Source organism: Nocardioides ferulae, assembly GCF_003660455.1.
GTDB lineage: Bacteria > Actinomycetota > Actinomycetes > Propionibacteriales > Nocardioidaceae > Nocardioides > Nocardioides ferulae.
The window spans coordinates 467,701-491,536 of record NZ_QZVR01000001.1 but is presented as its reverse complement, the minus strand read 5'-3'; the positions used below and the strand labels follow the sequence as shown (position 1 = coordinate 491,536).

The 23,836-nt window shown below is 72.1% G+C and carries 23 protein-coding genes; 6 read left to right on the top strand and 17 right to left on the bottom strand.

The window, feature by feature from the left end:
- The first annotated feature begins 21 nt into the window (after positions 1-21).
- The 3 genes from D6B71_RS02350 (at position 22) to D6B71_RS02340 (ending at position 2,809) form a co-directional block, all read left to right on the top strand.
- Positions 22-858, top strand: coding sequence for a glycerophosphodiester phosphodiesterase family protein (locus tag D6B71_RS02350; protein ID WP_121251566.1), 837 nt, complete (start codon positions 22-24; stop codon positions 856-858).
- Entirely contained in the window at positions 855-2,228 is a 1,374-nt protein-coding gene (locus D6B71_RS02345) for an MFS transporter (RefSeq protein WP_206051506.1), read from the top strand. Before D6B71_RS02350 ends, D6B71_RS02345 begins: the two co-directional genes overlap by 4 nt.
- Positions 2,229-2,422: 194 nt before the next feature.
- Entirely contained in the window at positions 2,423-2,809 is a 387-nt protein-coding gene (locus tag D6B71_RS02340; protein ID WP_121251562.1) for an RNA polymerase-binding protein RbpA, read from the top strand.
- 7 nt (positions 2,810-2,816) lie between these two features.
- Here the strand turns inward: D6B71_RS02340 and D6B71_RS02335 are convergent, their stop codons facing one another.
- The 7 genes from D6B71_RS02335 to kdd form a co-directional block, all read right to left on the bottom strand.
- On the bottom strand, positions 2,817-3,281 hold the full coding sequence (locus tag D6B71_RS02335; RefSeq protein WP_121251560.1) for an FxsA family protein: 465 nt from the start codon (positions 3,279-3,281) through the stop codon (positions 2,817-2,819).
- Positions 3,281-4,006, bottom strand: coding sequence for a polyprenol monophosphomannose synthase (locus tag D6B71_RS02330; RefSeq protein WP_121251905.1), 726 nt, complete (start codon positions 4,004-4,006; stop codon positions 3,281-3,283). Before D6B71_RS02330 ends, D6B71_RS02335 begins: the two co-directional genes overlap by 1 nt.
- A gap of 88 nt (positions 4,007-4,094) precedes the next feature.
- Positions 4,095-5,687: an apolipoprotein N-acyltransferase gene (gene lnt / locus D6B71_RS02325; protein ID WP_121251558.1), complete on the bottom strand. Its 1,593-nt coding sequence runs from the start codon at positions 5,685-5,687 to the stop codon at positions 4,095-4,097.
- Between the two features lie 441 nt (positions 5,688-6,128).
- Positions 6,129-6,545 carry a 3-aminobutyryl-CoA ammonia lyase gene (gene kal / locus D6B71_RS02320; RefSeq protein ID WP_240641001.1) on the bottom strand — a complete coding sequence of 139 codons (417 nt, stop codon included), beginning with the start codon at positions 6,543-6,545 and terminating at the stop codon, positions 6,129-6,131.
- A complete protein-coding gene (gene kamE, locus D6B71_RS02315; protein ID WP_121251556.1) occupies positions 6,542-7,318 on the bottom strand; it encodes a lysine 5,6-aminomutase subunit beta in 777 nt (258 codons plus the stop codon). Before kamE ends, kal begins: the two co-directional genes overlap by 4 nt.
- Positions 7,315-8,892, bottom strand: a complete 1,578-nt coding sequence (gene kamD / locus D6B71_RS02310) for a lysine 5,6-aminomutase subunit alpha (protein ID WP_121251554.1) — start codon at positions 8,890-8,892, stop codon at positions 7,315-7,317. The genes kamE and kamD overlap by 4 nt, the downstream gene beginning before the upstream one ends.
- Complete coding sequence (gene kdd, locus D6B71_RS02305) at positions 8,889-9,962, bottom strand: L-erythro-3,5-diaminohexanoate dehydrogenase (protein WP_121251901.1); 1,074 nt, start codon at positions 9,960-9,962, stop codon at positions 8,889-8,891. The genes kamD and kdd overlap by 4 nt, the downstream gene beginning before the upstream one ends.
- 182 nt (positions 9,963-10,144) lie before the next feature.
- Between kdd and D6B71_RS02300 the strand changes: the two genes are divergently transcribed.
- Complete coding sequence (locus tag D6B71_RS02300; protein WP_206051505.1) at positions 10,145-11,530, top strand: KamA family radical SAM protein; 1,386 nt, start codon at positions 10,145-10,147, stop codon at positions 11,528-11,530.
- Positions 11,531-11,572: 42 nt separating this feature from the next.
- Here D6B71_RS02300 and D6B71_RS02295 read toward each other — a convergent pair whose 3' ends face one another.
- Complete coding sequence (locus D6B71_RS02295; RefSeq protein WP_240641000.1) at positions 11,573-12,025, bottom strand: Lrp/AsnC family transcriptional regulator; 453 nt, start codon at positions 12,023-12,025, stop codon at positions 11,573-11,575.
- Between the two features lie 67 nt (positions 12,026-12,092).
- Between D6B71_RS02295 and D6B71_RS02290 the strand changes: the two genes are divergently transcribed.
- Both D6B71_RS02290 and D6B71_RS02285 read left to right on the top strand, forming a co-directional pair.
- Complete coding sequence (locus D6B71_RS02290) at positions 12,093-12,995, top strand: 5'-3' exonuclease (protein ID WP_121251895.1); 903 nt, start codon at positions 12,093-12,095, stop codon at positions 12,993-12,995.
- Positions 12,996-13,031: 36 nt separating this feature from the next.
- Positions 13,032-13,694: an SDR family oxidoreductase gene (locus D6B71_RS02285; protein ID WP_121251552.1), complete on the top strand. Its 663-nt coding sequence runs from the start codon at positions 13,032-13,034 to the stop codon at positions 13,692-13,694.
- A 29-nt stretch (positions 13,695-13,723) separates the two neighbouring features.
- Here the strand turns inward: D6B71_RS02285 and D6B71_RS02280 are convergent, their stop codons facing one another.
- From D6B71_RS02280 to pafA, 9 genes are all read right to left on the bottom strand, one after another.
- Positions 13,724-16,558, bottom strand: a complete 2,835-nt coding sequence (locus D6B71_RS02280) for a DEAD/DEAH box helicase (RefSeq protein WP_121251550.1) — start codon at positions 16,556-16,558, stop codon at positions 13,724-13,726.
- Positions 16,555-17,436, bottom strand: coding sequence for a YegS/Rv2252/BmrU family lipid kinase (locus tag D6B71_RS02275; RefSeq protein ID WP_121251548.1), 882 nt, complete (start codon positions 17,434-17,436; stop codon positions 16,555-16,557). The genes D6B71_RS02280 and D6B71_RS02275 overlap by 4 nt, the downstream gene beginning before the upstream one ends.
- Positions 17,437-17,461: 25 nt before the next feature.
- Positions 17,462-17,884, bottom strand: coding sequence for a hypothetical protein (locus D6B71_RS02270; protein WP_121251546.1), 423 nt, complete (start codon positions 17,882-17,884; stop codon positions 17,462-17,464).
- Complete coding sequence (gene tatC / locus D6B71_RS02265) at positions 17,881-18,711, bottom strand: twin-arginine translocase subunit TatC (protein WP_121251544.1); 831 nt, start codon at positions 18,709-18,711, stop codon at positions 17,881-17,883. The genes D6B71_RS02270 and tatC overlap by 4 nt, the downstream gene beginning before the upstream one ends.
- A 13-nt stretch (positions 18,712-18,724) precedes the next feature.
- Positions 18,725-19,018, bottom strand: coding sequence for a twin-arginine translocase TatA/TatE family subunit (gene tatA / locus D6B71_RS23705; protein ID WP_121251542.1), 294 nt, complete (start codon positions 19,016-19,018; stop codon positions 18,725-18,727).
- A 62-nt stretch (positions 19,019-19,080) separates the two neighbouring features.
- The gene (locus D6B71_RS02255; RefSeq protein WP_121251540.1) at positions 19,081-20,103 is read right to left on the bottom strand and encodes a helix-turn-helix transcriptional regulator; all 1,023 of its coding nucleotides are present in this window, start codon (positions 20,101-20,103) and stop codon (positions 19,081-19,083) included.
- Positions 20,100-21,083, bottom strand: a complete 984-nt coding sequence (locus D6B71_RS02250) for a helix-turn-helix transcriptional regulator (protein ID WP_240640993.1) — start codon at positions 21,081-21,083, stop codon at positions 20,100-20,102. The genes D6B71_RS02255 and D6B71_RS02250 overlap by 4 nt, the downstream gene beginning before the upstream one ends.
- A gap of 143 nt (positions 21,084-21,226) precedes the next feature.
- A complete protein-coding gene (locus D6B71_RS23280; protein WP_121251538.1) occupies positions 21,227-22,339 on the bottom strand; it encodes an FKBP-type peptidyl-prolyl cis-trans isomerase in 1,113 nt (370 codons plus the stop codon).
- Between the two features lie 111 nt (positions 22,340-22,450).
- Entirely contained in the window at positions 22,451-23,812 is a 1,362-nt protein-coding gene (pafA, locus tag D6B71_RS02240; protein WP_121251536.1) for a Pup--protein ligase, read from the bottom strand.
- Between the last annotated feature and the right edge of the window lie 24 nt (positions 23,813-23,836).

Below are 23,836 nucleotides of genomic sequence, written 5' to 3'. Positions count from 1 at the left end.
GCAGCCGGGATACTGAGGCGCGTGACTGCCCCGCCCACCGGCCACCCCTATCTGGACGAGGTCCGATCCCAGCCGGGGTCGGTGCTCGCGTTCGCCCATCGAGGAGGGGCCTACCACCCCGATCTCGAGGGTCTCGAGAACACGCTCGCCGCGTTCGAGCACGCCGTCGGCCTGGGCTACGACTATCTCGAGACCGACGTGCACGTCACCCGCGACGGGGTGCTGCTCGCCTTCCACGACGCGGTCCTGGACCGGGTCACCGATCGTCAGGGGGCCCTGGACGAGCTCACCCACCGCGAGGTGCGCTCGGCCCTGGTCGGTGGGCGCGAGGAGGTGCCCACCCTGGCGAGCCTGCTCGACCGGTTCCCGCAGGCCCGGTTCAACATCGATCTCAAGTCCGACGGCGCGGTGACGGCGCTGGCCGATCTGCTGGCCGCGCGCGAGGCCTGGGGTCGGGTCCTGGTCGGGTCGTTCTCCGTCCGCCGGCTGCGCCGGTTCCGGGCGCTGACCCAGGGTCGGGTGCCGACCGCGGCCCACCCGGGAGAGGTGCTGGCCTACCGGCTGCTGCCCAGCGGCCGACTGGCGGCAGCGGTGACCCGCGGGCGTCCGGCAGCCCTCCAGGTGCCGCACCGTCGCCGTGGCTTCACGATCCTGACCCGGGGGCTGCTGCGTCGCGCACACGCCGGCGGGCTGCACGTGCACGTGTGGACCGTCGACGACCCCGACGAGATGCGCACCCTGCTCGACCTGGGTGTGGACGGCGTCTTCACCGACCGCACCGACGTGCTGAAGGCGGTGCTCGAGGAGCGCGGCCAGTGGCGAGGACCCGGCCGGCTCCGGGAACGGAGCGACCGGTGAGCCCGTCCGGCGCGGCGCCGGCCCCGCCCCTCGCCCGCCCGGCGCTCGGGCGCTGGCCCGTCCTCGCGTGGGGGCTGTGGGACTGGGGGTCGGCGGCGTTCAACGCCGTCATCACCACGTTCGTGTTCAGCGTCTATCTCACCTCCGACGACTTCGGGCCCGGGGCTGCGGCGAAGCTGGGCTGGGCGCTGGCCGCCGCCGGCGTGCTCGTGGCCGTCTTCGCGCCGATCACCGGTCAACGGGCGGACCGCTCCGGGCGCCGCACCTGGTGGCTGGCGGTCAACACCGGCCTGGTCATCGCCGCCTCCGCGGGGATGTTCTTCGTCCAGCCCTCGCCCGACTACCTCTGGCTCGGCCTGCTCCTGCTCGCCGCGGGCAACGTGTTCTTCGAGTTCGCCTCGGTCAACTACAACGCGATGCTCCCGGAGATCTCGACGCCGGCCACCGTCGGCCGCGTGTCCGGCCTCGGGTGGGGCCTGGGCTACCTCGGCGGGATCGTGCTGCTGCTCATCGTCTTCTTCGGGCTGATCGACCCCGAGGTGGGCCTGTTCGGGGTCACCGGCGAGAACGGGCTCGACGTGCGGGTCACGATGCTGTTCTGTGCCGGGTGGACGCTGCTGTTCTCGCTGCCGGTGCTGCTCACGCTGCGCGACGACCCCGCCCGGCGCGGCCCGCGGGGTCCCCGCGTCGGCATCGGGGCGTCGTACCGGATGCTGTTCGCCAGCATCGCGCACCTGTGGCGCACCGATCGCGACACCGTCTACTTCCTGGGCGCCTCGGCGGTGTTCCGCGACGGGCTGGCCGGTGTCTTCACGTTCGGGGCGGTGATCGCCGCGAACGTCTTCGGGTTCACCGACGGCGGCGTGATCGTGTTCGGCATCGCAGCCAACGTGGTCGCCGGCATCGCGACCATCGCATTCGGCGTCCTCGACGACCGGATCGGTCCCAAGCGGGTGATCGTGCTCTCGCTGACGTCGATGGTCGCGGCCGGACTCGTGGTCTTCGCGCTGCACGACCAGGGCCGGACCGCGTTCTGGGTGGCGGGGCTGGTGCTCTGCGTCTTCGTCGGACCCGCCCAGTCGGCCTCGCGCACCTTCCTGGCGAGGCTGATCCCCGAGGGCGAGGAGGGCCAGGTGTTCGGGCTCTACGCGACCACCGGCCGGGCGGTGAGCTTCCTGGCGCCGGCCTCGTTCGCGACCGCGATCTGGGTGGGTGCGCAGGTGACCGGCGTCAGCAGCGACGACGCCGAGCACTTCGGCGTCCTGGGCATCGTCCTGGTGCTCGCCGTGGGGCTGGCGCTGCTGGTGCCGGTGCGGGCACGCACCCGGGCAGACTCCGCCCTCGTGCAGCACTCGGCCACCGGACCGTGAGCCGCGTGCCGCGGCGGCCGGCGTCCCGCCCGAGGGACCGGGCGGTGACCCTGACGACGTGAGTTCGGTCGCAGCGATCCGCACATGGAATCTTGCGGGGCTGGCTACCGTTGAGCAGATGAGGCGTTCGATCCCCACCGGAGGATCACCGTCTCGGTCATGACCATTGGGGGAACGAAGACTGGAGGTGCCTCATGGCGGAGCGCACATTGCGTGGAGCGCGACTCGGAGGCCAGAGTTTCGAGGACGAGCGCGGCATCGAGTTCGCGGCTCGTCAGCAGGTCGGTTATCGGTGTCCGCAAGATCACGAGTTCGAGATCACGATGTCGGTCGAGGCCGACGTGCCGGCGGTGTGGGAGTGCCCGCGTTGCGGGGGCGTGGGGCTGAGCATCTCGGGCATCCAGCCTGAGGAGAAGGCCGAGAAGCCCGCTCGCACGCACTGGGACATGCTCTTGGAACGGCGGTCGGAGAAGGAGCTCGAGGACATCCTCAAGGAGCGCCTCGAACTGCTGCGCGGAGGCGAGATCGGCCCCGCGCACCTGCACCGCGCGAACCAGAAGAAGCGCAAGACCTCGGCCTGAGCCCCGGCTACTCGTCGACCACCTCGCCCCGGATCACCGGCCCGTCGGGCCCCGGTCCGGGGCGTCGTGCGTTCGGGGCCCCGGCGCCGAGCAGCCGCCGCGTCAGCACCCCGGTGAGCAGTCGCCGCGCCACCGGCCTGGTGAACGGCAGGATCAGGGCGATCCCGTAGACATCGGTGACGAAGCCCGGGCTGAGCATCAGGGTGCCGCCCATGAGGATCAGCGCACCGTCGGCCAGCTCACGTGCCGGCATCCGCCCGGTGGAGAGCGAATCTCGCAGTGCCCGCCATGCTCGACCGCCCTCCCGCCGGATCAGCCAGCCGCCCAGGATGCTGTCGGCGACCAGGAGCGCGATCGTCCACCACGCGCCGATCACCTGCCCGACCTGGATCAGCACGTAGATCTCGGCCAGCGGCATCACCACCAGCACCAGGAAGAGCAGCCAGCTGATCGACCGGCGGCGCGCGGCCATCAGCGCCGCCCGCGCAGGGCTCGCCGCACCTGGGTGCGCCGCTCGCTCACGCCCCAGCGGGTGATCAGCTTCAGCGACTCGGTGGCGACCGCGCCGCTCATCTTGGAGTCACCACGCTCGCGCTCGACGAACTCGATCGGCACCTCGCGCACCGTCAGGCCGGCCCGGAGGGTGCGGGTGACCAGATCGGTCTGGAAGACGTAGCCGACCGAGCGCACCTGGTCGAGCTCGATCTTCTCCAGGGTCGCCCGGCGGAACAACCGGAACCCGGCAGTGGCGTCGCGCACGCCGATCCCGAGCAGCAGCCGGACGTAGAGGTTGCCGCCCCGGGAGAGCAGCTGCCGTGAGAGTGGCCAGTTGACCACCGAGCCGCCGGAGACGTAGCGCGACCCGATCACCAGGTCGGCGTCGCGGACGGCCTCGAGCAACCGGTGCAGCTGCTCGGGCTGGTGGGACCCGTCGGCGTCCATCTCGCCGATCACGTCGTAGCCGTGCTCGAGGGCCCAGCCGAAACCGTGGAGGTACGCCGCGCCGAGGCCGGCCTTGGTGGTGCGGTGCAGCACGTGCACCCGAGGGTCGTCGGCGGCCAGCGAGTCGGCGATGGCGCCGGTGCCGTCGGGAGACCCGTCGTCGACGACGAGCACGTCGACCTCGGGCTGGGCCCGGTGCAGCCGGCCGACGATCCAGGCGAGGTTGTCGGCCTCGTTGTAGGTCGGGACCACCATCACGATGCGTCCCAGCCCGTCGGTGTCGGCGGCCGGGCTCCCGTCGGTGTTCGCTCCGGGTCCCACAGCAGGGTTCACGCCGGCTGCCTCACTCGCTCGTCTCCGTGGCGGGGACGGTCAGCGCCGGGCTGCGACCCGGCGCGGCGTCCTCCCCAGCACCCTGCTGCCGCCGGCTCCGACGATACGGGACCAGCCCCATCAGCAGACCCACCGCGGTGAGCACGACGCACGCGCGTCCGGTCCACGGCCCGAGTCGCACGGCCGGGGTGACCGCGTCGACGAGCGGCACCCGCTCGAGCAGCACCTCGCGGGTGCGCGGCGCCGCGCTGGAGACCACCTCGCCGTCGGGACTGATCACGCCGGAGACGCCGTTGGTCGCGGCCACGACCACCCAGCGCCCGGTCTCCAAGGCGCGCAGGCGGGTGATCGCGAACTGCTGGTCGATCTGGTCGGTGTGGATGAAGGTCGCGTTGCTGGTCTGCACGGTGAGCAGCTCCGCGCCCCGCGAGACCTGGTCGTGGATGCCGTCGTCGTAGGCGATGTCGAAGCAGATGGCGTTGGCGACCGGGACGCCGGCCACCTGGAGCGGCTCCTCGCGGGTGCCGCTGAGCATGTCTCGGGGGATCTGGTCCAGACGCCCGATGCTGCCCTCGAACAGGCTTCGGAACGGGATGTACTCACCGAAGGCCACCGGGTGGCGCTTGGTGTAGCGATCCCCGGCTCCGGTGACGGGATCCCAGACGATGCCCTGGTTGAGCACGTGGTCCTCGCCGGCGTCGACGATCGCCCCCACCAGCACCGGCACCCCGATGGCGGTCACCGCCGACTCGATACCGCTGTTGGTGGCGGTGTCGCGGAACGGGTCGACCGCAGTGGAGTTCTCCGGCCAGAGCACGAAGTCGGGCCGAGGCAGGTCGGTCCGCCCGGCGTCGGCGGTCTCTCCCCCGCCGGGCACCCCGACCCGTTCGGCGAGGTCGACGGTCGCCTCGATGTGGTTCGCGGTGACCTGCCGGTGGTCGGCCAGGATGTCGTCGCCGTTGCCGGGCACGTCGCCCTGGACCGCCGCGACCGTGACCTCCCCCTCCGAGTCGGGTTGGTACGGCGCCAGGGCCGGCAGCGCGCCGATCGCGAGCACCGCGGCCAGCGCCCCGCCGGCGGCGAACCACTGACGGCGGTCACGGGCCGTGGCCAGCCACGCCAGTAGCGCGCCGGTCAGCGCGAGCAGCAGGCTGACGCCGCTCATCCCGGCGTACGGCAGAGCCTCGGCGACGGGTGTGTCGGCCACGCCGTAGGCCAGCCGGCCCCAGGGCAACCCCCCGAACGGCCAGCCACTGCGCCAGACCTCCACCGCCACCCAGGCCGCGGACACCCACAGCGGCCACCAGCGGCGCTGCTGCAGCACGGCGGTCACCGACCCGAGCAGCGCGAAGAACAGCGACTCCGCGGCCGTGAGCGCGAGCCAGGCATCGGTCCCGACGGCGCGCAGCCACCACAGGTGGGTGAAGAGGAAGACCACGCCGAAGGCGAGCCCCGGCACCCAGCCGCTCCGGGCGCGCAGTCCGCGGGTGGTGAGCACGAAGCCGGCCACCGCGACCGGGATCAGGAAGGCGGCTGCCACCGGCTCGAAGGCCAGGGCCAGGGCCAGGCCCGCCAGGGCGGCGAGCAGGGTCCGCGTGAGCACGCGTCAACGGTACCTGGACGGTGCCCGGTGGCGATGGCTGCAGGGAACGGAAGGACCTCGGGCGCCTTCGGTCCGCTCCGAACACCGACCGGCTGCCGGGATCGGGACGTTGTCTAGGGGGTCCGAGGCCCTTCCGCGACCGCCGTCGCAGCGGTGGACCGACCTCCGCAGACCAGGTCGGACAGGTGTTTGGCACCCCACCCTCAGACCCGGCCACTCGGACGTCGGTTCACCAACCACGATCTGCGTTGGCAGTCGCCACAGGTTTGCCGGGCGGCCACCTCGGTGTCAACCGGGCGTTGACCTGGGACTTTAGGCAAAGTCGCAGGTCAGCGCCGCCCCTGGTTTGCTCAAAGTTCCCTCCGATTTCTCGGCGCCGACGGCGTGTCGCGGCATAGGTTCTGTGATGGTCTGGCCCACACGGGGCCGGCGCGGCTCGAGTCAGCCTGGGACCACCACGGTTCCGGTCGCCGAAGTGGCCAGCAGGGGCTCCGCGAGCACCTGGGCGGCGCCCGGTCGCTCGGCGGTGGCGGCACCGCGGGCGACCACGTGGACCGCGAACTCCATGACCCGCGACCGCCGGCCGACCCGGACCAGCTCGCAGCTGATCTCCAGCACGTCGCCGGCCCGGACCGGGGCCCGGAACTGCACGTCGGAGTAGGACGCGAACAGCCCCTCGTCACCGTCGGTGCGGATACACATCTCGGTGGCGACGTCGCCGAACAGGCCGAGGCTGTAGGCCCCGTCGACCAGGTTGCCGGCGTAGTGGGCGTGCGAGTAGGGCACGTAGCGGCGATGCACCACCCGGGCACCCGCCAGCGCTCCTGCACCCCCGGTTGACTCGACGACCTCGCTCACGCGCTCCTCCTCGCCTCGACCTGCTTGCGGACGCTGTCGACCAGATAGCTGGCCACCTCCCCCGGCGTGGTGCCCCGGCCGAAGATCCGGTCGACACCGAGCTCGGCGACCAGGGACTCGTCGAAGCGCGGCCCGCCCACGACCAGCAGCGGCCTGCGGTCCGAGGGGTAGGCCTCCCGGAACGCGGCAGCCATCTCACGGGTGTTCAGCAGATGGGCGTCGCGCTGGGTGACCACCTGGGAGACCAGCACCGCGTCCGCCTTCTCCGCCCGAGCCCGCTCGACCAGCTGTGGGACCGAGACCTGGGCGCCGAGGTTCACCACCTTGAGCTCGCGGTAGTACTCGAGCCCCTTCTCGCCGGCGAAGCCCTTGATGTTCAAGATCGCGTCGATGCCCACCGTGTGGGCGTCGGTGCCGATGCAGCCACCGACCACGACCAGACGCCGGCGCAACAGCCGGCGCACCGCGGTGTTCACCTCGGGCGGGGTCAACAGCGGGTAGTCCCGCTCGACCACCCGGACCTTGCTCGTGTCGACGAGGTGGTGGACCCGGCCGTAGACGACGAAGAAGGTGAAGTCGGGGCCCATCGGCTTGGCGTGCACCACCAACGCCGGCTCCAGCCCCATCTTCGCCGCGAGCTGGGCGGCCGCGCCCTCCGCGGTCTTCGAATGTGGCAGCGGCAGCGTGAAGCTGACCTGCACCATCCCGTCACCGGTGGTGTCGCCGTACGGCCGGACCAACCGACCGTCGGCGGAATCGGGCGTCGCGCTCACTTCTCCTCCAGCAGCTCGGTGGCGGGGTTGTAGTAGGCGGCCGACTTGCGGGCGACGCCGTCGAGTCCGCGGCCTCCGTCGGAGGGGCGGCGCATCAGCCCGAAGGTGCCGTCGGCGATCGCGTCGAGCAGGCCGTGCTCGTGGTCGATGATCCGTTCCAGCAGCTCGAGCGTCTCCCCCAGCACCTGGCGGGCCCGGGTGGCGATCAGGCCGTCGGGCGCAGGGTGGAAGTCCTCGTGCAGGCTGCCCGCCGACTCGAGCACGTAGCGCACGTTCTGCAGCGCCAGGTCGCGGTCGGAGAGCCAAGGCGTCACCACGGCCTCGGTCATCATGCCGACCAGCAGGATCCCCTGTCCGGTGAGCGCGCCCGCGAGGTTGAAGAACCCGTCGAGCAGGTAGCCGCGGAAGATGTCGCCGGTCATGTGCCGGGTGGGCGGCATCCACTTCAGCGGGGCCTCGGGGAACAGCTCGCGGGCGAGCAGTGCGTGGGCCAGCTCGAGGCGGAACGAGTCGGGCACGTCGGGGTCGATCTCGAAGGCATGACCGAGGCCCAGCTGCCAGTCCTCGAGGCCGGCCTCCTTGGCGAAGTACTCGTTGAGGAGCTGGCTGGTGGTGACCGTGTGCGCGGCCTCGACCGCATCGGCGGTGGTGAGGTAGTTGTCCTCGCCGGTGTTGATGATGATGCCCGCGCGAGCGTGCACCTGCCGGCTGAAGCGCTGGTCGACGAAGGTGCGGACCGGGTTGATGTCGCGGAAGAGGATGCCGTACATCGAGTCGTTGAGCATCATGTCGAGGCGCTCGAGCCCGGCCAACGCGGCGATCTCGGGCATGCAGAGGCCACTGGCGTAGTTGGTCAGGCGCACGTAGCGGCCCAGCTCCTTGCTGGACTCGTCGAGCGCCGCCCGCATCAGCCGGAAGTTCTCCTGGGTGGCGTAGGTGCCGGCGAAGCCCTCGCGGGTCGCGCCCTCGGGGACGTAGTCGAGCAGGCTCTGCCCGGTGGAGCGGATCACCGCGATCACGTCGGCGCCCTCGCGGGCGGCCTGTTGGGCCTGCGGGATGTCCTCGTAGATGTCGCCGGTGGCGACGATCAGATAGATCCACGGGGTGCGGGGCGCGTCGCCGAAGCGCTTGATCAGCCGGTCCCGCTCGCGACGGCGGGAGTCGATGCGCCGGATGCCCTGCCCGACCTGCTTGCGCGACGCGCTGCGCGCCCGGGTGGCGTCGCGGCCCTCCGGGAGCCGGAAACGCACCGAGCCGGCGGATGCCCTCTGCGCGAGCGTCGCGAGGTCCTCGGCCTCGCCGCGCAGCAGCGCGTCCCACACCGGCAACGCGACGCCGTGCTCGAGGCCCCCGTCGGCGGCGAGGTCGGCGCGGACCACGTCGAGCAGGCGATTGACCCACGGTGTGCCCTCCTGGTCCGCCCCGCCGAGGCCGCCGAGGCGCAGGGTCGCCCGCTCCACGGCGACCGTGGTGTGCTGCTGGGCCATCTCGACGATCGGCTGCCCGGCCTTGCGGGCGAGGCTGCGCGCACGGCGTACCGTGGCCGGGTCGAGGTCGAGCTTGCCCCGGCTCACGCCGACACCTCGAGCCGCCGCTCGAAGAGCCCGCGGACACCGGCGTGCTCGCGGATCAGGTCGAGGGCGTACGCCGCGTGGCCGGGGAGGTAGCCGTTCCCGACCAGCATCGTCACGTCGGCGGCCAGCCCCTCGGCGCCCAGGGCGGCGGCCGAGAACGAGGTGGCCATCGAGAAGAAGACCACGGTGCCCCGATCGGCGGTGGCCAGGACGGCCCCGCCCTCGCAGCCGGGCACGTCGACACAGACGACCGTGACGTCGGCCGGACCTCCGGCCGCGGCCACCGCGTCACGCAGGGCGATCGGGTCGCGGGCGTCGGCGATGACCACCTCGTCGGCGAGCCCGGCCTGCGTCAGCAGCCCGGCCTCGCCCTGGTGCGGCACCACCCCGATGGTGCGGCCGGCGCCGGCCCGGCGGGCCGCGGCCAGGCTGAGCGACCCGGACTTGCCGGCGCCGCCGATCACGGTCACCGTCGGTGCGCGGCCGTCGCGGGCGGCGTGCTCCGCCACGACGCGGGCGGTCAGGGCGGGTGCCCCGCAGACGTCCATGACCGACAGGCTCAGCTCGGCGGGCAGGTCGTCGGGCAGCACCGCAGCGATCGAGCGGCCGAACAGCACGGCGTACCCGTCGCAGGGCACCTGCTCGCCCCGGCCGTCCCACCGGGCCAGGGCGTCCTCGATGACCAGCGGAGTGAGGGTGAGCGAGACCAGCGTGGCCACCCGGTCGCCCACGCGCAGGCCGAGCGGCGAGTCGGGCCCGACCTCCTCGACGGTGCCGACCAGCATGCCGCCGGATCCGGTGACCGGGTTCTGCATCTTGCCGCGTGCGGCGACGATGTCAAGCACCGCCTGGCGGACCGCGTCGCCGTCGACCGCGCCGTCGACGGTGTGGGTGCGCTCGAGCTGCCGGTAGGACGCGGCATCGAGGTTGAGCCGCTCGACGCGCACGCGCACCTCGTCGGGCCAGAGCTCGGCGCGGGTGTCGAGGCGGTGCGCGGCCTGGGGCAGCACGCCAGCCGGGTCGAGCACCCGGTGGAGCCCGGTCGGATCGCCACGGCGAAGGTCGGTCATGGTCATCTGTCCTTCTTGACACGTGTCAGGCCGCAAATATTGCGGCGCGTCTGTGGACGCCCCGCACTTTCTCCTCGTACTCTCGCAGGTGGGGGCAGCCGGCACAACCGACTCGCCGCCAGGCACCGACCGCCGACCGACCGCTGATCGCCGCCGCCAGGCCGCCGACGAGGGAGCACGTCTTGAGCATCGACACCATCCGCCACGAGCGGTCCGAGCAGCCCTACGCCTATCGGCGTGCCGAGCTGGTCGAGCCCGACTGGCGGCGCTTCCCCGGCTGGGCCGGGGTGACCGAGGACGAATGGCGCACGGCGCAGTGGCAGCGCTCCCACTGTGTGAAGAACGTGCGCCAGTTGCGCGAGCTGCTGGGCGACCTGGTCGACGACCGCTTCTACGCCGACCTCGAGCGCGACCAGGCCGAGCGCGCGACCATGTCGATGCTGGTCCCGCCGCAGATGATGAACACGATGATGCCCGCGGCGGTGCCGGCCGGGCCGGGCTCGCTGACCGAGGCGTTCTACGCCGACCCGGTGCGCCACTACATGATCCCGGTGTTCTCCGACCGGCGCACCGACTGGCCCTCCCACCCCTATGCGACCCGCGACTCGCTGCACGAGCAGGACATGTGGGTCGCCGAGGGGCTGACCCACCGCTACCCCACCAAGGTGCTGGCCGAACTGCTCCCGACCTGCCCGCAGTACTGCGGCCACTGCACCCGGATGGACCTGGTGGGCAACTCCACCCCGGTCATCGACAAGCACAAGTTCCTCATCAAGCCGGTGGACCGCCTCGAGGCGATGATGTCCTACCTGCGCACCACGCCGGCGGTGCGCGACGTCGTCGTCTCCGGCGGCGACGTGGCCAACATGCCGTGGCCCCGGCTCGAGGCGTTCTTGGACTCGCTGCTGGAGATCGAGAACATCCGCGACATCCGGCTGGCCACCAAGGCGCTGGTCGGGCTCCCCCAGCACTGGCTCGGCGACGAGGTCCGCGCCGGCATGGCCCGCGTGGCGGGCGTGGCCCGGGCGCGCGGGGTGTCGCTGGCCATCCACACCCACGCCAACCACGCCAACTCGATCACCCCGCTGGTCGCCGAGGCGTCGGCGGCGATGCTGGAGGCCGGCGTGCGCGACGTCCGCAACCAGGGCGTGCTGCTGAACGGGGTCAACGCCGACCCGCACGAGCTGCTCGACCTGTCGTTCCGGCTGCTCGACGGGGCGCAGATCATGCCCTACTACTTCTACATGTGCGACATGATCCCGTTCTCGGAGCACTGGCGGGTCTCGGTCGCCGACGCCCAGCGGCTGCAGCACCACATCATGGGCTACCTGCCCGGCTTCGCCACCCCGCGGATCGTCTGCGACGTCCCGTTCGTCGGCAAGCGCTGGGTGCACCAGGTCTCGTCCTACGACACCGAGCGCGGCATCTCCTACTGGACCAAGAACTACCGCACCTCGATCGAGTCCACCGACCCCGACGCGCTGTCGCGCACCTACGAGTACTACGACCCGATCCACACCCTCCCCGAGGCCGGCCGGGCCTGGTGGGAGCAGCACGGGGGCCGCTGAGCCTCGCTGGGATCACCGGATCTCCGGTGATCCGACGCCGGCTCAGGTGACCGGACGGTTCTCGTAGAACGTCGACAACACGATCGTGGTGCGGGTCGAGACGTTCGCCGCCGCCCGGATCCGGGCGAGCAGGTGCTCGAGGTCGTGCGGGGTGGCGGTCCGGATCTTGAGGATGTAGGACTCCTCCCCCGCCACCGACCAGCACGACTCGATCTCGGTGATGTCGCGCAGCCGGTCGGGGCAGTCGTCGGGTTGCGAGGGGTCGATCGGGCGGATCGAGATGAACGCAGTGAGCGCCAAGCCGATTCCGTCGTAGTTCACGGTCGCGCCGTAGCCGAGGATCAGGCCGCGCTGCTCGAGCCGCTTGACCCGCTGGTGCACAGCCGAGGTCGACAGACCGGTGGCCTTGCCGAGGTCGGTGTAGGACATCCGCCCGTCGACGGAGAGCAGCTCGAGGATGCGGCGGTCGGTGCCTTCCAGGTCGGACGGGGTCACGGGCCCCAGGCTAGGGCACACCCGTGGCAGGATGCCGCGCGTGACCAGACCGCAGACCGGCCGCCTGATGCTGCTCGACACCGCCTCGATGTACTTCCGGGCGTTCTTCGGGGTCCCGGAGATCAAGGCCGAGGACGGCACCAACGTCAACGCGGTCCGCGGTCTGCTCGACTTCATCGCCCGGCTGGTCGGCGACTACCACCCGACCGACCTGGTGTGCTGCTGGGACGACGACTGGCGTCCGCAGTGGCGGGTCGACCTGCTCCCGTCGTACAAGGCGCATCGCGTGGTCGCGGAGGTGTCGACCGGGCCGGACGTCGAGGAGGTGCCGGACCCTCTCGAGCTGCAGATCCCGATCATCCGCGAGATCCTGACCGCGTTCGGCATCACCGTCGTCGGGGCTCCCGGCTACGAGGCCGACGACGTGATCGGCACGCTCGCCACCGGGGCCGGCATGCCGGTCGACGTCGTCACCGGCGACCGCGACCTGTTCCAGCTCGTCGACGACGAGGCCGAGGTGCGGGTCCTCTACATCGCCCGCGGCGTGGGCCGGCACGAGCGGGTCGACAACGCCTGGGTGCGCGCGAAGTACGGCATCGACGCACGCCAGTACGCCGACTTCGCGACGTTGCGCGGCGACGCGTCGGACGGGCTGCCCGGCGTCGCCGGCGTCGGTGAGAAGACCGCCGCCACCCTGCTCGAGCGGTACCGCGACATGGCCGGCATCCTCGCGGCAGCCCACGATCCCGACTCGGGGATGGGGCCCGGCCCCCGGGGCAAGATCAAGGCGGCCGCCGACTATCTGTCGGTGGCCCCCAAGGTGGTCGCGGTCGCGCGCGACATCGACCTCGGCGCACCGGCCACCGCGCTGCCGCGGACCCCGGCCGACCCGGACCAGGTTCTCGTGCTCGCGCAGCGGTGGAACCTCGAGGGGCCGGCCCAGCGGTTGGTGACGGCCCTGCAGGGCTGAACGACCCTCCCACCACCCCGCCCGTAGGTTGGCGCCATGAGCCGAATCGCCGTCGTCGGAGGCCACGGACAGGTGGCCCGTCTCCTGCACCCGATCCTGGTGCGTGCCCAGCACACGCCGGTCGCGCTGGTCCGCAGGGAGGAGTACCGCGCAGACCTGGAGAGCATGGGCGCCGAGGTCCGCCTGCTCGATATCGAGAAGGACGACGTCGACGCGTTCGCCGCGGCGTTCCAGGGCTGCCGGGCGGTGGTGTTCGCCGCCGGCGGCGGGCCCGACGGCAACATCGAACGCAAGCGCACCGTCGACCTCGAGGGGTCGCTGAAGTCGATCGAGGCCGCCCGACAGGCCGGTATCGACCGGTTCGTCCAGGTCTCCGCGATCGGGGTCGACGAGCCGCTGCCCGACGACACGGCCGACGTGTGGCGCGCCTATGTCGAGGCCAAGCGAGATGCCGACGCCGCCCTGCGCGACAGCGGCCTGCAGTGGACGATCCTCCGCCCCGGCGCGCTCACCGACGACCCCGCCACCGGCACGGTCACCGTGGCTGAGCGGGTCGACCGGGGCGAGATCCCCCGTGCCGACGTCGCGGCCGTGCTGGCGGCCGTGCTGGACCTGGAGGGCGCCATCGGCAAGCAATGGGAGCTGGTCGGCGGCGACACCGCGATCGTCGAGGCGGTCCAGACCGCAGCGGAGGGCTGAGCCGGGATTCACCGGCCGGAGGCCCGGGATCAGTCCGCGAGCGCCGAGTAGGCCACGACCCCGCGCTTGAGCCGCCGGATCGTCTCCCGGGCTGTCTGGCGCAGCGGAGCGTCGCCCGCTGCGTCGGCGACCTGCCCGGCCAGGTCGAGCAGCTGCTTCATCCAGCGCACGAAGTCACCGGCGGCCAGCTCGGTGGCGAGCAGCACGTCGTCGAGCTCGTCGCCCTCGGCCCACCGGTAGGCGACCCAGGCGAAGCCCAGGTCGGGGGCGCGCAGGAAGTCGAGCCGGTGGTCCTTCTCCAGGGTGTCGAGCTGGCCCCACAGCCGCACGGTCCGGCCGATCGCCTCCTGGATCGCACCGCCGGGGAGCCGCGGCGACGACGCGTCGTCGGGGCGCCGGGCCTCGAAGACCAGCACCGAGAGGGCGGCAGCCAGGCCGGAGGCGTCCAGGTCGTCCCAGATGCCCTGGCGCAGGCACTCGGCCGCCACCAGGTCCATCTCGGAGTAGAGCCGCATCAGGTGCGCACCGCGCGGGGTGACCTCGTCGCCGTCGAGGTAGTCGAGCGCGGTCAGCACCTCGCAGACCCGGTCGAACTGGCGGGCGACGGTGTTGGTGCGCTGCTCGACCCGGCGGCGCAGGGTGCGGGCGTCGCGATCGAGCTTGAACCAGCGCTCGGCCCACCGGGCGTGGTCCTCCCGCTCGGGGCAGGCGTGACAGGGGTGCTCCTTGAGCTCGCCGCGCAGCCGGGCGATCTCGAGGTCGGCCGCAGACCGGGCGGAGCCGCCGTGCCGGTCGTCGCCGCGTCCACGGCCCGGCACCGGGAGCGCCTGGGTGCGGGCCCGCAGGTTCATCGCGAGGTCGCGTCGCATCTGCGGGTTGCGCCCGTTGAAGCTGCGGGGAACCCGCATCCGGGTGAGCGCCTCGACCGGGTTGGGGAAGTCGATGAGCGCCAGCCGTCGAGCCTGTCGTTCGACGGTGACGACGTAGGGGCGCGGCTCCTCGGTGGCGTCGCCGGGGTCGACGACCACGGCGTAGCCGGCGAACTTGCCGGCCGGCACATGGATGACGTCGCCGGGCTTGAGCCGCCGCAACGAGGCGACCACCTCGTCGCGCCGGTCGGCCCGCCGGGCCCGGCTGGCGTTCTTCTCCTCCTCGCCGATCCGGCGGCGCAGCTCGGCGTACTCCATGAAGTCGCCGAGGTGGCAGGCCGCCGCCTCGCGGTAGCCCTCGAGCGCGTCCTCGCTCTTGCGCAGCTGCCGGGCCAGCCCGACGACGGCCCGGTCGGCCTGGAACTGGGCGAAGGACTGCTCCAGGAGCTCGCGACCGCGACCGCGGCCGAAGTGGTGCACCAGGTTGACGGCCATGTTGTACGACGGGCGGAACGACGAGCGCAGCGGGTAGGTGCGGGTGGAGGCCAGGCCGGCCACCTCGCGGGGGTTCATGCCCGGTTGCCACAGCACGACGCCGTGGCCCTCGATGTCGAGGCCGCGGCGCCCGGCACGGCCGGTGAGCTGGGTGTACTCCCCCGGGGTGATGTCGGCGTGGGTCTCGCCGTTCCACTTCGACAGCTTCTCGATCACCACGGTGCGGGCCGGCATGTTGATGCCGAGCGCGAGGGTCTCGGTGGCGAAGACCACCTTGCACAGGCCGCGTACGAACAGCTGCTCCACGCACTCCTTGAACGCCGGCAGCATGCCGGCGTGGTGGGCGGCGACGCCGCGCATCAGCCCGTCGAGGAAGTCGTGGTAGCCGAGCACGTGGAGGTCCTCGAGCGGCAGGTGCCGGGTGGCGGCCTCGACGTACTCGCGGATCGCCTCGCGCTCCTCGGCGGTGGTGAGGCGGGTGCCGGCGTCGAGGCACTGCCGCACGGCGGCGTCGCAGCCGACCCGGCTGAAGATGAACACGATCGCCGGCAGCATGCGTTCGTGGTCGAGCCGCTCGATGACGTCGGCCCGGCTGGGGATCCAGACCCGCCGGCCGTTGCCGACGTTGCGGGGGTTCTTCGACGACCCGGGGTTGCCCTTGCGGGGGGATCGCCGGTCGCGCATCAGCCGACTGCTGGCCCAGTCGTCGCGGGCGATCTTCACGAGCTCGTCGTTGACCGGTGCCCCCTCCTTGACGAAGCCGGCGGCCGCGTCGACGTCGGAGGAGGCGAACAGGTCGAGCATCCGGCGGCCCACCATCACGTGCTGGTAGAGCGGCACCGGGCGCCGCTCCTCGACGATGGTGGCGGTCTCGCCGCGCACGGTCTGGAGCCACTCGCCGAACTCCTCGGCGTTGGAGACCGTCGCGGACAGCGAGATCAGCGACACCGACTCGGGCAGGTGGATGATCACCTCCTCCCAGACCGCGCCGCGGGAGCGGTCGGCGAGGTAGTGCACCTCGTCCATGACGACGAACCCGAGGCCGAGCAGGGTGTGGGAGCCGGCGTAGAGCATGTTGCGCAGCACCTCGGTCGTCATCACCACGATCGGCGCCTCGCCGTTGACGACGTTGTCGCCGGTGAGCAGGCCGACGTTCTCGGGGCCGTAGCGCGCGACGAGGTCGTGGAACTTCTGGTTCGACAGCGCCTTGATCGGGGTGGTGTAGAAGGCCTTGCGGCGGGTCGCGAGGGCCAGGTGGACGGCGAACTCGCCGACGATGGTCTTGCCGGAGCCGGTGGGCGCCGCCACCAGCACCCCGCGCCCCTCCTCGATCTCGCGGCAGGCCCGCAGCTGGAACTCGTCGAGCTCGAAGTCGTAGAGCGCGGTGAAGTCCTTGAGCACCGGGTGCGAGCGGTGCGCACGGTACGACGCGTAGCGCGCGGCCGGGGACGGCTCGGCCTCGGCGGGCCCGGAGCCTCCGGACTCGGGTGTGCCGGTCATGCCAGCGCCCTGAGGGCCCCGGGCACGCACTCGACGGTCAGCGGCAGCGCACCGAACCGCTCGCCGTCGGCGTAGGCCACGATGCCGTGGGCGGCGATGGTGACCGTGCGGGCGCGGTGGTGGACGTACTGCGGCAGAGCGGTGTGGGTGCCGCGGAAGAGCTTCGGGTAGGCCCGGACCAGGGCCGGTTTGCTCAGCGGCGTGATGATCACGACGTCCAGCATGCCGTCGTCGGCCAAGGCCCCCTCGGCGATGCGCAGGCCGCCTCCGAAGGAGGGGCCGTTGCCGACCGCGACCAGCATCGCGTCGGTGTGGTGGACCAGCCCGTCGATCTCGAGGGTGTAGGCGATCGGCTCGAAGACCCGCAGCTCGGCGAGGGTCGCCAGGTTGTAGCGCATCTGGCCCCGTGGCCAGGTCATCCGGTTGGCCCGCTCGTTCACGACCGCGTCGAACCCGGCCGCCATCACCGTGAGGAAGTACTTCCCGCCGCTGCGCGCGAGGTCGAGGGTGTGGGTGCGGCCGGCGATCACCCGGTCCGCCGCGGCCGCGAAGTCGCGGCCCGGCAGGTCGAGCAGCCGGCCCACGTCGTTGCCGGTGCCGGCGGGGATCACACCCAGCGCGGTGTCGGTGCCGGCGAGCGCCTGGACCGCGAGATGGGCCATGCCGTCGCCGCCGCAGACCACCAGGGACTCGACCCCGTCGGCGACGGCGGCGTGGGCGAGGTCCAGCGCCTCGTCGGCGTCGCGGCCGACCAGGTCCCGCACGGAGAGCCCCGCGTCGCGGAACCGGCCGATCACCGCCGCGCGGGCCCGGGCGCCGCGACCCTGGCCGGCCGTAGGGTTGGTCAGGAGCGCGATCTCGCGACGACTGCTGGGCACGGTCTCGACCCTAGTGCCCCGGGCGCTAGCGCCCGCGGGTTCCGCTCTCACGGCCGATCCGCAACCGAGCGGCGTACCGCTCGGGCGAGCCGCCGACCGCGCGGGCCAACCGGCTCAGGGCGTCGAGCAGGTCGTCGGCGGTGAACGTGGTGCCGGGCACGGCGAGCGTGAGCCGCCCCTCGCGCTCGACCAGCAGCACCTGCCCGTGCTGCCAGGCCTGGTGCGCGCGGGCCCGGGCGGTGTCGTCGGCGACCGGCACAGGATAGGCGTCGTCGACGGCCAGCAGGTCGCACGCCAGCTCGGCCCCGTCGACCCCCGTCAGCCGGCCCGCGACCAGGTGGGCGCTGCGCAGGCCGGAGTCGGCGACCCAGGTCACCTCGTCGGTGCCCAGCCAGTCGGGCAGCTCGAACGGGTCCGCGTCGCTGAGCGGGACGGGGACCGCGCTCACAGCGGCGAGGCCTCGTCGTCGGCCCACTGGTCGGCCCGCCGTCCACGTGAGCGGTCGACCAGGCGGGCGACGGCCTCGGCGACGAGGAACAGCACCATCATCGGCAGCGCCAGCATCAGCATGGAGAACGGATCGGTCGACGGGGTGGCGACGGCGGCGAAGACGAAGGTGCCGAGCACGATCCACGGTCGATAGCGGCCGATCGCGGCACCGCTGACCACGCCCGCCAGGTTGAGCATGATCACGAACAGCGGGATCTCGAAGGCCACGCCGAAGACCAGCATCATCCGGGTGAAGAAGCTGAAGTAGTCGCCGAACTCGACCAGGTTCTGCATGCCGGCCGGGGTGAAGCCGATCAGCACCTCGAGACCCTTGGGCAGCACGTAGTAGGCGGTGGCGACCCCGGCGATGAAGATCGGTCCGGCGATGCCGGCGAAGACGCGGGTCCACTTCTTCTCGTGGGCGTGCAGGCCGGGAACGATGAACGCCCACAGCTGGTAGAGCCAGAACGGGCTCGACACCACGACCGCGGCGACGCCGCACAGTTTCAACTGCAGCAGCAGCGGGCCGCCGGCGCTGGCGATGTAGGCGGTGGTGTCGGTGTCCTCCAGCGCCTGCTGGGCGTCGTTGTAGGGCCCGAGCACCAGGTCGAGCAGCTCGTCATAGAAGAACAGCGCCACCGAGAAGGCGAGCACCAGGAACAGCGCGGACTTCAGCAGCCGCGCACGCAGCTCGCGGAGGTGGTCGGAGAGGGCCATCCGGCCGTCGGCGCCGACGGGGTGGCGCGGTCGGCCGCTGAACAGCTCGAACACGCCGGTGAAGGACAACGGCGGCCCCCGGTCAGGTCGTGGTGTCGCCGTGGCGCCGGCGCTCCGCGTCCAGCGCCGCCTGCCGCTCGGCCTCCACGTCGACCTGCCGGGCCTCGATCTGTCGCTGCTCGGGGGTCTTGCGGGAGTCGTCGGCCGGCTCGTCGTCGTCCATCAGGCCCTTGGTCTCGGCCTTGAAGATGCGCAGCGCCCGGCCGCTGCCCCGGGCCAGCTCGGGCAGCTTGGAGGCACCGAACAGCAGGATGATCACGGCCAGGATGATGAGCAGCTCGGTGGTGCCGAGACCTGCGATGGCGAGCGGGAGCATGGGGTCCTCAAGGTGCGTCGACGTGGGCGTCCGGACGGACGCCCCGATGGGCGTCGCCCATGCTACGCCGGTCCGTCGTACAGGCGGACCGCGTCGGCGACCGTGGCGGTCAACGAGGAGGTGAACTCCTGGGGAACGACGACGCTGGCGTGCGGGGCCAGGCGGAGCAGCAGCCGGGTCAGCCAGCGCTGGTCGGCGACGAGGAGGTCGACCTCGAGCCGCCCGTCGGCGAGCTCGCGCACCTCCTCCACCGGGTAGTACTCCACCACCCAGCGCGCGGGCGGCTCGAGCAGGAGCGTGGTGCGGGTGACGTCGGGGGCGGAGGCGAACATGCCCGCCGAGAGGTCGCGCGGCGGCTCGGGGTCGGTGGCCACCGGGCTGTCGAGCACCTCGGCCTCGAGGATCCGGTCGAGCCGGAACAGGCGCGGCGCCTCGGCGGCGTGGCACCAGGCGTCGAGGTAGTCGAAGCCGTGGGCGGAGACCACCCCGCGCGGGTCGACGGTGCGGGTGGACTCCTCGTCACGGGAGGGCACGTGGTAGCGGATGCGCAGCTGCCGGCGCCGCCCGGCGGCGTCGCGCAGCCGGGTCGCGAGCTCGGCGGTCCGGGCACGGGCGGCGAGGTCGTCGGGGTCGCCGGGGTCGATCAGCGGCACCTCGGTGCCCTCGGCGGCGGCCGCCTCGAGCTTGGCCAGCGCCCGGTCGACGACCTCGCGGGTCTCGGCGGACGCCCCGCCGCGCAGCGCCCGGAGCGCGACGATGATCGCGCTCGCCTCGGTGGGGGTCAGCCGCAGCGGTCGGGCCAGGTAGTCGGCGTTGGACACCCGGATCACGCCGTCGGCCGCGGGGCCCTCGAGCGCGTCGAGGTCGACGTCGATCAGGTCGTCGGGGTAGCCGCCGGGGAGCCCGCACATCAGGAGCACCTTGAGGTCGGAGAGCAGCTGCTCCGGGGTGGTGCCCAGGGTGCCGGCGGCCTCCTCGAGTCGCACCTGACCGTGCGTGTGCAGGTAGGGCACCAGGGTGAGCAGCCGGGCGACCTGGTCGCGGGCCCCGGCCGCGCCGGGCCGACCGGAGGAGCGGGCGCTCACGACGCCTGCCCCAGCCGCGAGAGCAGGGAGCGGAGGCGGGTGGCGACCTCGTCGCGCAGCGCGCTCGGCTCCTCGACGTACACGTCGGCACCGTAGCCGAGCAGCTCCTCGGCCATCGCGAGCCCGCCGCGGCTCAGCACCAGTCGATCCCACCCGGTGCGCTCGTCGGGTCCCGCCACGTCGCCCTCGACCCGGTCGGCGTTGCGGCGCAGCGTGTGGCCGGCGCCGTGCCGGACCAGGACGACGGCCGGCTCGGCGGCGGGCGCCGGGGCCAGCCGACGCGCGACGGCCCGGACGTCGGTGCCGGGCGGCACCTCGTAGGAGCCCGGCTTGCCCTTCTTGCGCGCGCGGCCCTGCACCCGGGAGAGCCGGAAGACCCGTTCGCCGCCGCGGTCGGTGTCGTAGCCGACGACGTACCAGCGGCCCGAGTAGCGGACCACGCCCCAGGGCTGCAGGTGGCGGGTGCTGGGTTCGGGCTGCCCGGTGCGCACGTAGTCGAACTCCACCGGGGTGCGCTCCTGGGTGGCCTCCCAGAACACGTCGAACGACGGCTCGTCGGCGCTCAGCCGGGGCTCGACGATGTCGAGGGCGGAGGTGTCGACCGGGACGCCGAGCGCGGCGAGCTTGCGCACCGCCTCGGTGGTGGCCTCGGCGAGCCGCGCGTGCTGCCACACCTTGGTGGCGACGCCGATCACCGAGGCCTCGTCGGCGGTGAGCTCGATCTCGGGCAGGGCGAGCTCGTCGGGACGGATCCGGTAGCCGGGCTCGTCCTCGAAGAACTTGTCGATGTGACCGACCTCGATCGGGACCCCGAGGCTGCGCAGCTCCTCCTTGTCGCGCTCGAACATCTTCTCGAACGCCTCGTGGGAGGAGCCGGGATAGATGATCGAGCGGATCCGGTCCTTGCCGACGAAGTGGCGCTGGACCAGCAGCATGATGAGCAGGTTCAGCAGGCGTTCGCTCTTGTTCGCCGCGGCCACGTCGCCTCCGTCCCGGAATGGGTGGGCCCGCCGTCCACGTCGCAGACAGCGAAGGGCCCCCGGCGCCGAGCGGCGCCGGGGGCCATTCTTGCCGACCGGGGGTCGGCGTGGCTGCTCGCCACGCAGCGGAGCGGGCTGGAGCCTCAGGCCGCGGCGAGGATGTCGACGACGAAGTAGAGGGTGTCGGTGCCCTTGATGCCGGCGCCCTCGTTGCCGTTCTCGCCGTAGCCCTCGGCCGGCGGGATGGCCAGGATCAGCCGGCTGCCGACGTTGGCGCCGACCAGCGTCTTGTCCCAGCCGGTGATGACCTGACCGACGCCGATGCCGAACGAGGCCGGGGCACCGCGGCTGTAGCTCTCGTCGAAGGGCTGCTCGCCGCCGTAGACCTGGCCGAGGTAGTTGACCGTGATGGTCTGGCCGGCCTGGACCTTGGGACCCTCACCCTGGATCAGCACGCCGGAGCGCAGCTTGCCGTCGGGCTCGGGGGTGCCCTCGAAGTCGAGTCCGGTGATCGCGTCGCCCTCGGTGACCAGCCCGGGGGCCCAGGAGGGTGCCTCCTGCTCCTCGCCCTCGGGGCCGGTCAGCACCTCCTGGATCTCGACGATGTCGGCGACCAGGAGCACGGTGTCCTCGTTGCCGATGCCGAGCTGGGGGTTGCCGCCCTCACCGAACGCGTCGGTGGCGGTCGCTGCGACCACGACCCGCGACCCGACGGTCTGGTCCTCGAAGGCGGCCTTGAAGAACGGGCTCAGCTCGTCGCTGATCGTGATCGTCTCGGGCGTCGCGGGGATGTCCTCGAACGTCGACTCCTCCGAGGGCTCCGGCTTGTCGCCCTTGCCGCCCTCGGGCTCCTCGCTCTCGGCGTCCTCGCTGGGCTCGGCCGCCGCGGCGTCCTCCTCCTGCTGCTCGGCGGTGGCGCCGAAGGTCGAGTAGACCTCCTCCTGGGTGTAGCCGTTGCCGACCCAGAAGTTCGCGCTCACCTGGTCGCCGGTCTCGACCGTGTCGCCGTCGCCTTCGATGAGCACCTCGGACTCGATCTCGTCGACCTCGAGGTTGCCGTCCCACTCGACCTCGGGAGCCTGACCGAACTCTCCGGTGATCGAGATCGCGGAGAGGGCACCGCCGCCGGAGGTGCTCTCACCGGCGGTGTCGTCCTCGCCGTTCTCCTCGCCGCAGGCGACCAGCGTGGTCAGCAGCAGGGCGGGCAGCAGGATCGAGGCGGCTCGACCAGAGGGTCGGCGCAGTCGTCGCAGCACAGGGTTCACCTTCGCGGGGCTCGGTAGCAGGTCGGGGCCGGTCCGCACCGGCCCTGGCGAACCATACAAGTGGAGCCTGAGAGGAGCCTTGCCCTGCCCATCCGGCGTGCGTCACATGCCTTCGATCAGCCGCTGCACCCGCTCGTCGTAGGCCCGGAACGGGTCTTTGCACAAGACGGTGCGCTGGGCCTGGTCGTTGAGCTTGAGGTGCACCCAGTCGACGGTGAAGTCGCGCCGCCGCTCCTGGGCCCGCCGGATGAACTCGCCGCGCAGCCGGGCCCGCGTGGACTGCGGCGGCACCGACTTGGCCTCGAAGACCTTCAGGTCGCTGGTCACCCGGGCGACCGCGCCCCGCTTCTCGAGCAGGTAGTAGAGGCCGCGTCCACGGTGGATGTCGTGGTAGGCCAGGTCGAGCTGGGCGATCCGGGGGTGCCCCAGCGGCAGCCCGTGCTTGGCGCGGTAGCGCTCCAGCAGCTTCCACTTGATGACCCAGTCGATCTCCCGCTCGACCAGGCTGAGGTCGTCGGACTCGATCGCCTTCAGCCCGCGCTCCCAGAGGTCCAGCGCCTGCTCGATCACCGGCGTGCTGATGCCGCGGCGGTCGACGAAGTCGCGGGCCTTGGAGAGGTACTCGCCCTGGATGTCGAGCGCGCTGGCCTCGCGTCCGTTGGCGAGCCGGACCTTGCGGCGGCCGGTGACGTCGTGGGAGATCTCCCGGATCGCCCGGATCGGGTTCTCCATCGTGAGGTCGCGCATCACCACGCCCTCCTCGATCATCCGCAGCACCAGGTCGCAGCTGGCCACCTTGAGCATCGTGGTGGTCTCGCTCATGTTGGAGTCACCCACGATCACGTGCAGCCGGCGGTACTTCTCGGCGTCGGCGTGGGGCTCGTCGCGGGTGTTGATGATCGGCCGGGAGCGGGTGGTCGCGCTGGAGACGCCCTCCCAGATGTGCTCGGCGCGCTGGCTGACGGCGTACGACGCGCCGCGCGGCGTCTGGGTGATCTTGCCGGCGCCCACGACGATCTGGCGGGTCACCAGGAACGGGATCAGCACGTCGGCCAGCCGGGAGAACTCCCCGCTACGGCTGACCAGGTAGTTCTCGTGGCAGCCGTAGGAGTTGCCGGCCGAGTCGGTGTTGTTCTTGAACAGGTAGATCTCGCCGGCGATGCCCTCGTCGTGGAGCCGCTGCTCGGCGTCGAGCAGCAGCCCCTCGAGGATCCGCTCCCCCGCCTTGTCGTGGGTGACCAGCTCGACGATGTCGTCGCACTCGGGGGTGGCGTACTCGGGGTGGCTGCCGACGTCGAGGTAGAGCCGGGCGCCGTTGCGCAGGAACACGTTGCTGGAGCGGCCCCAGCTGACCACCTTACGGAACAGGTAGCGGGCGACCTCGTCGGGACTGAGCCGGCGCTGGCCCTTGAACGTGCACGTGACGCCGTACTCGTTCTCGATGCCGAAGATCCGCCGGTCCACGGGGTCAGCCTAGGTGGTGACCGG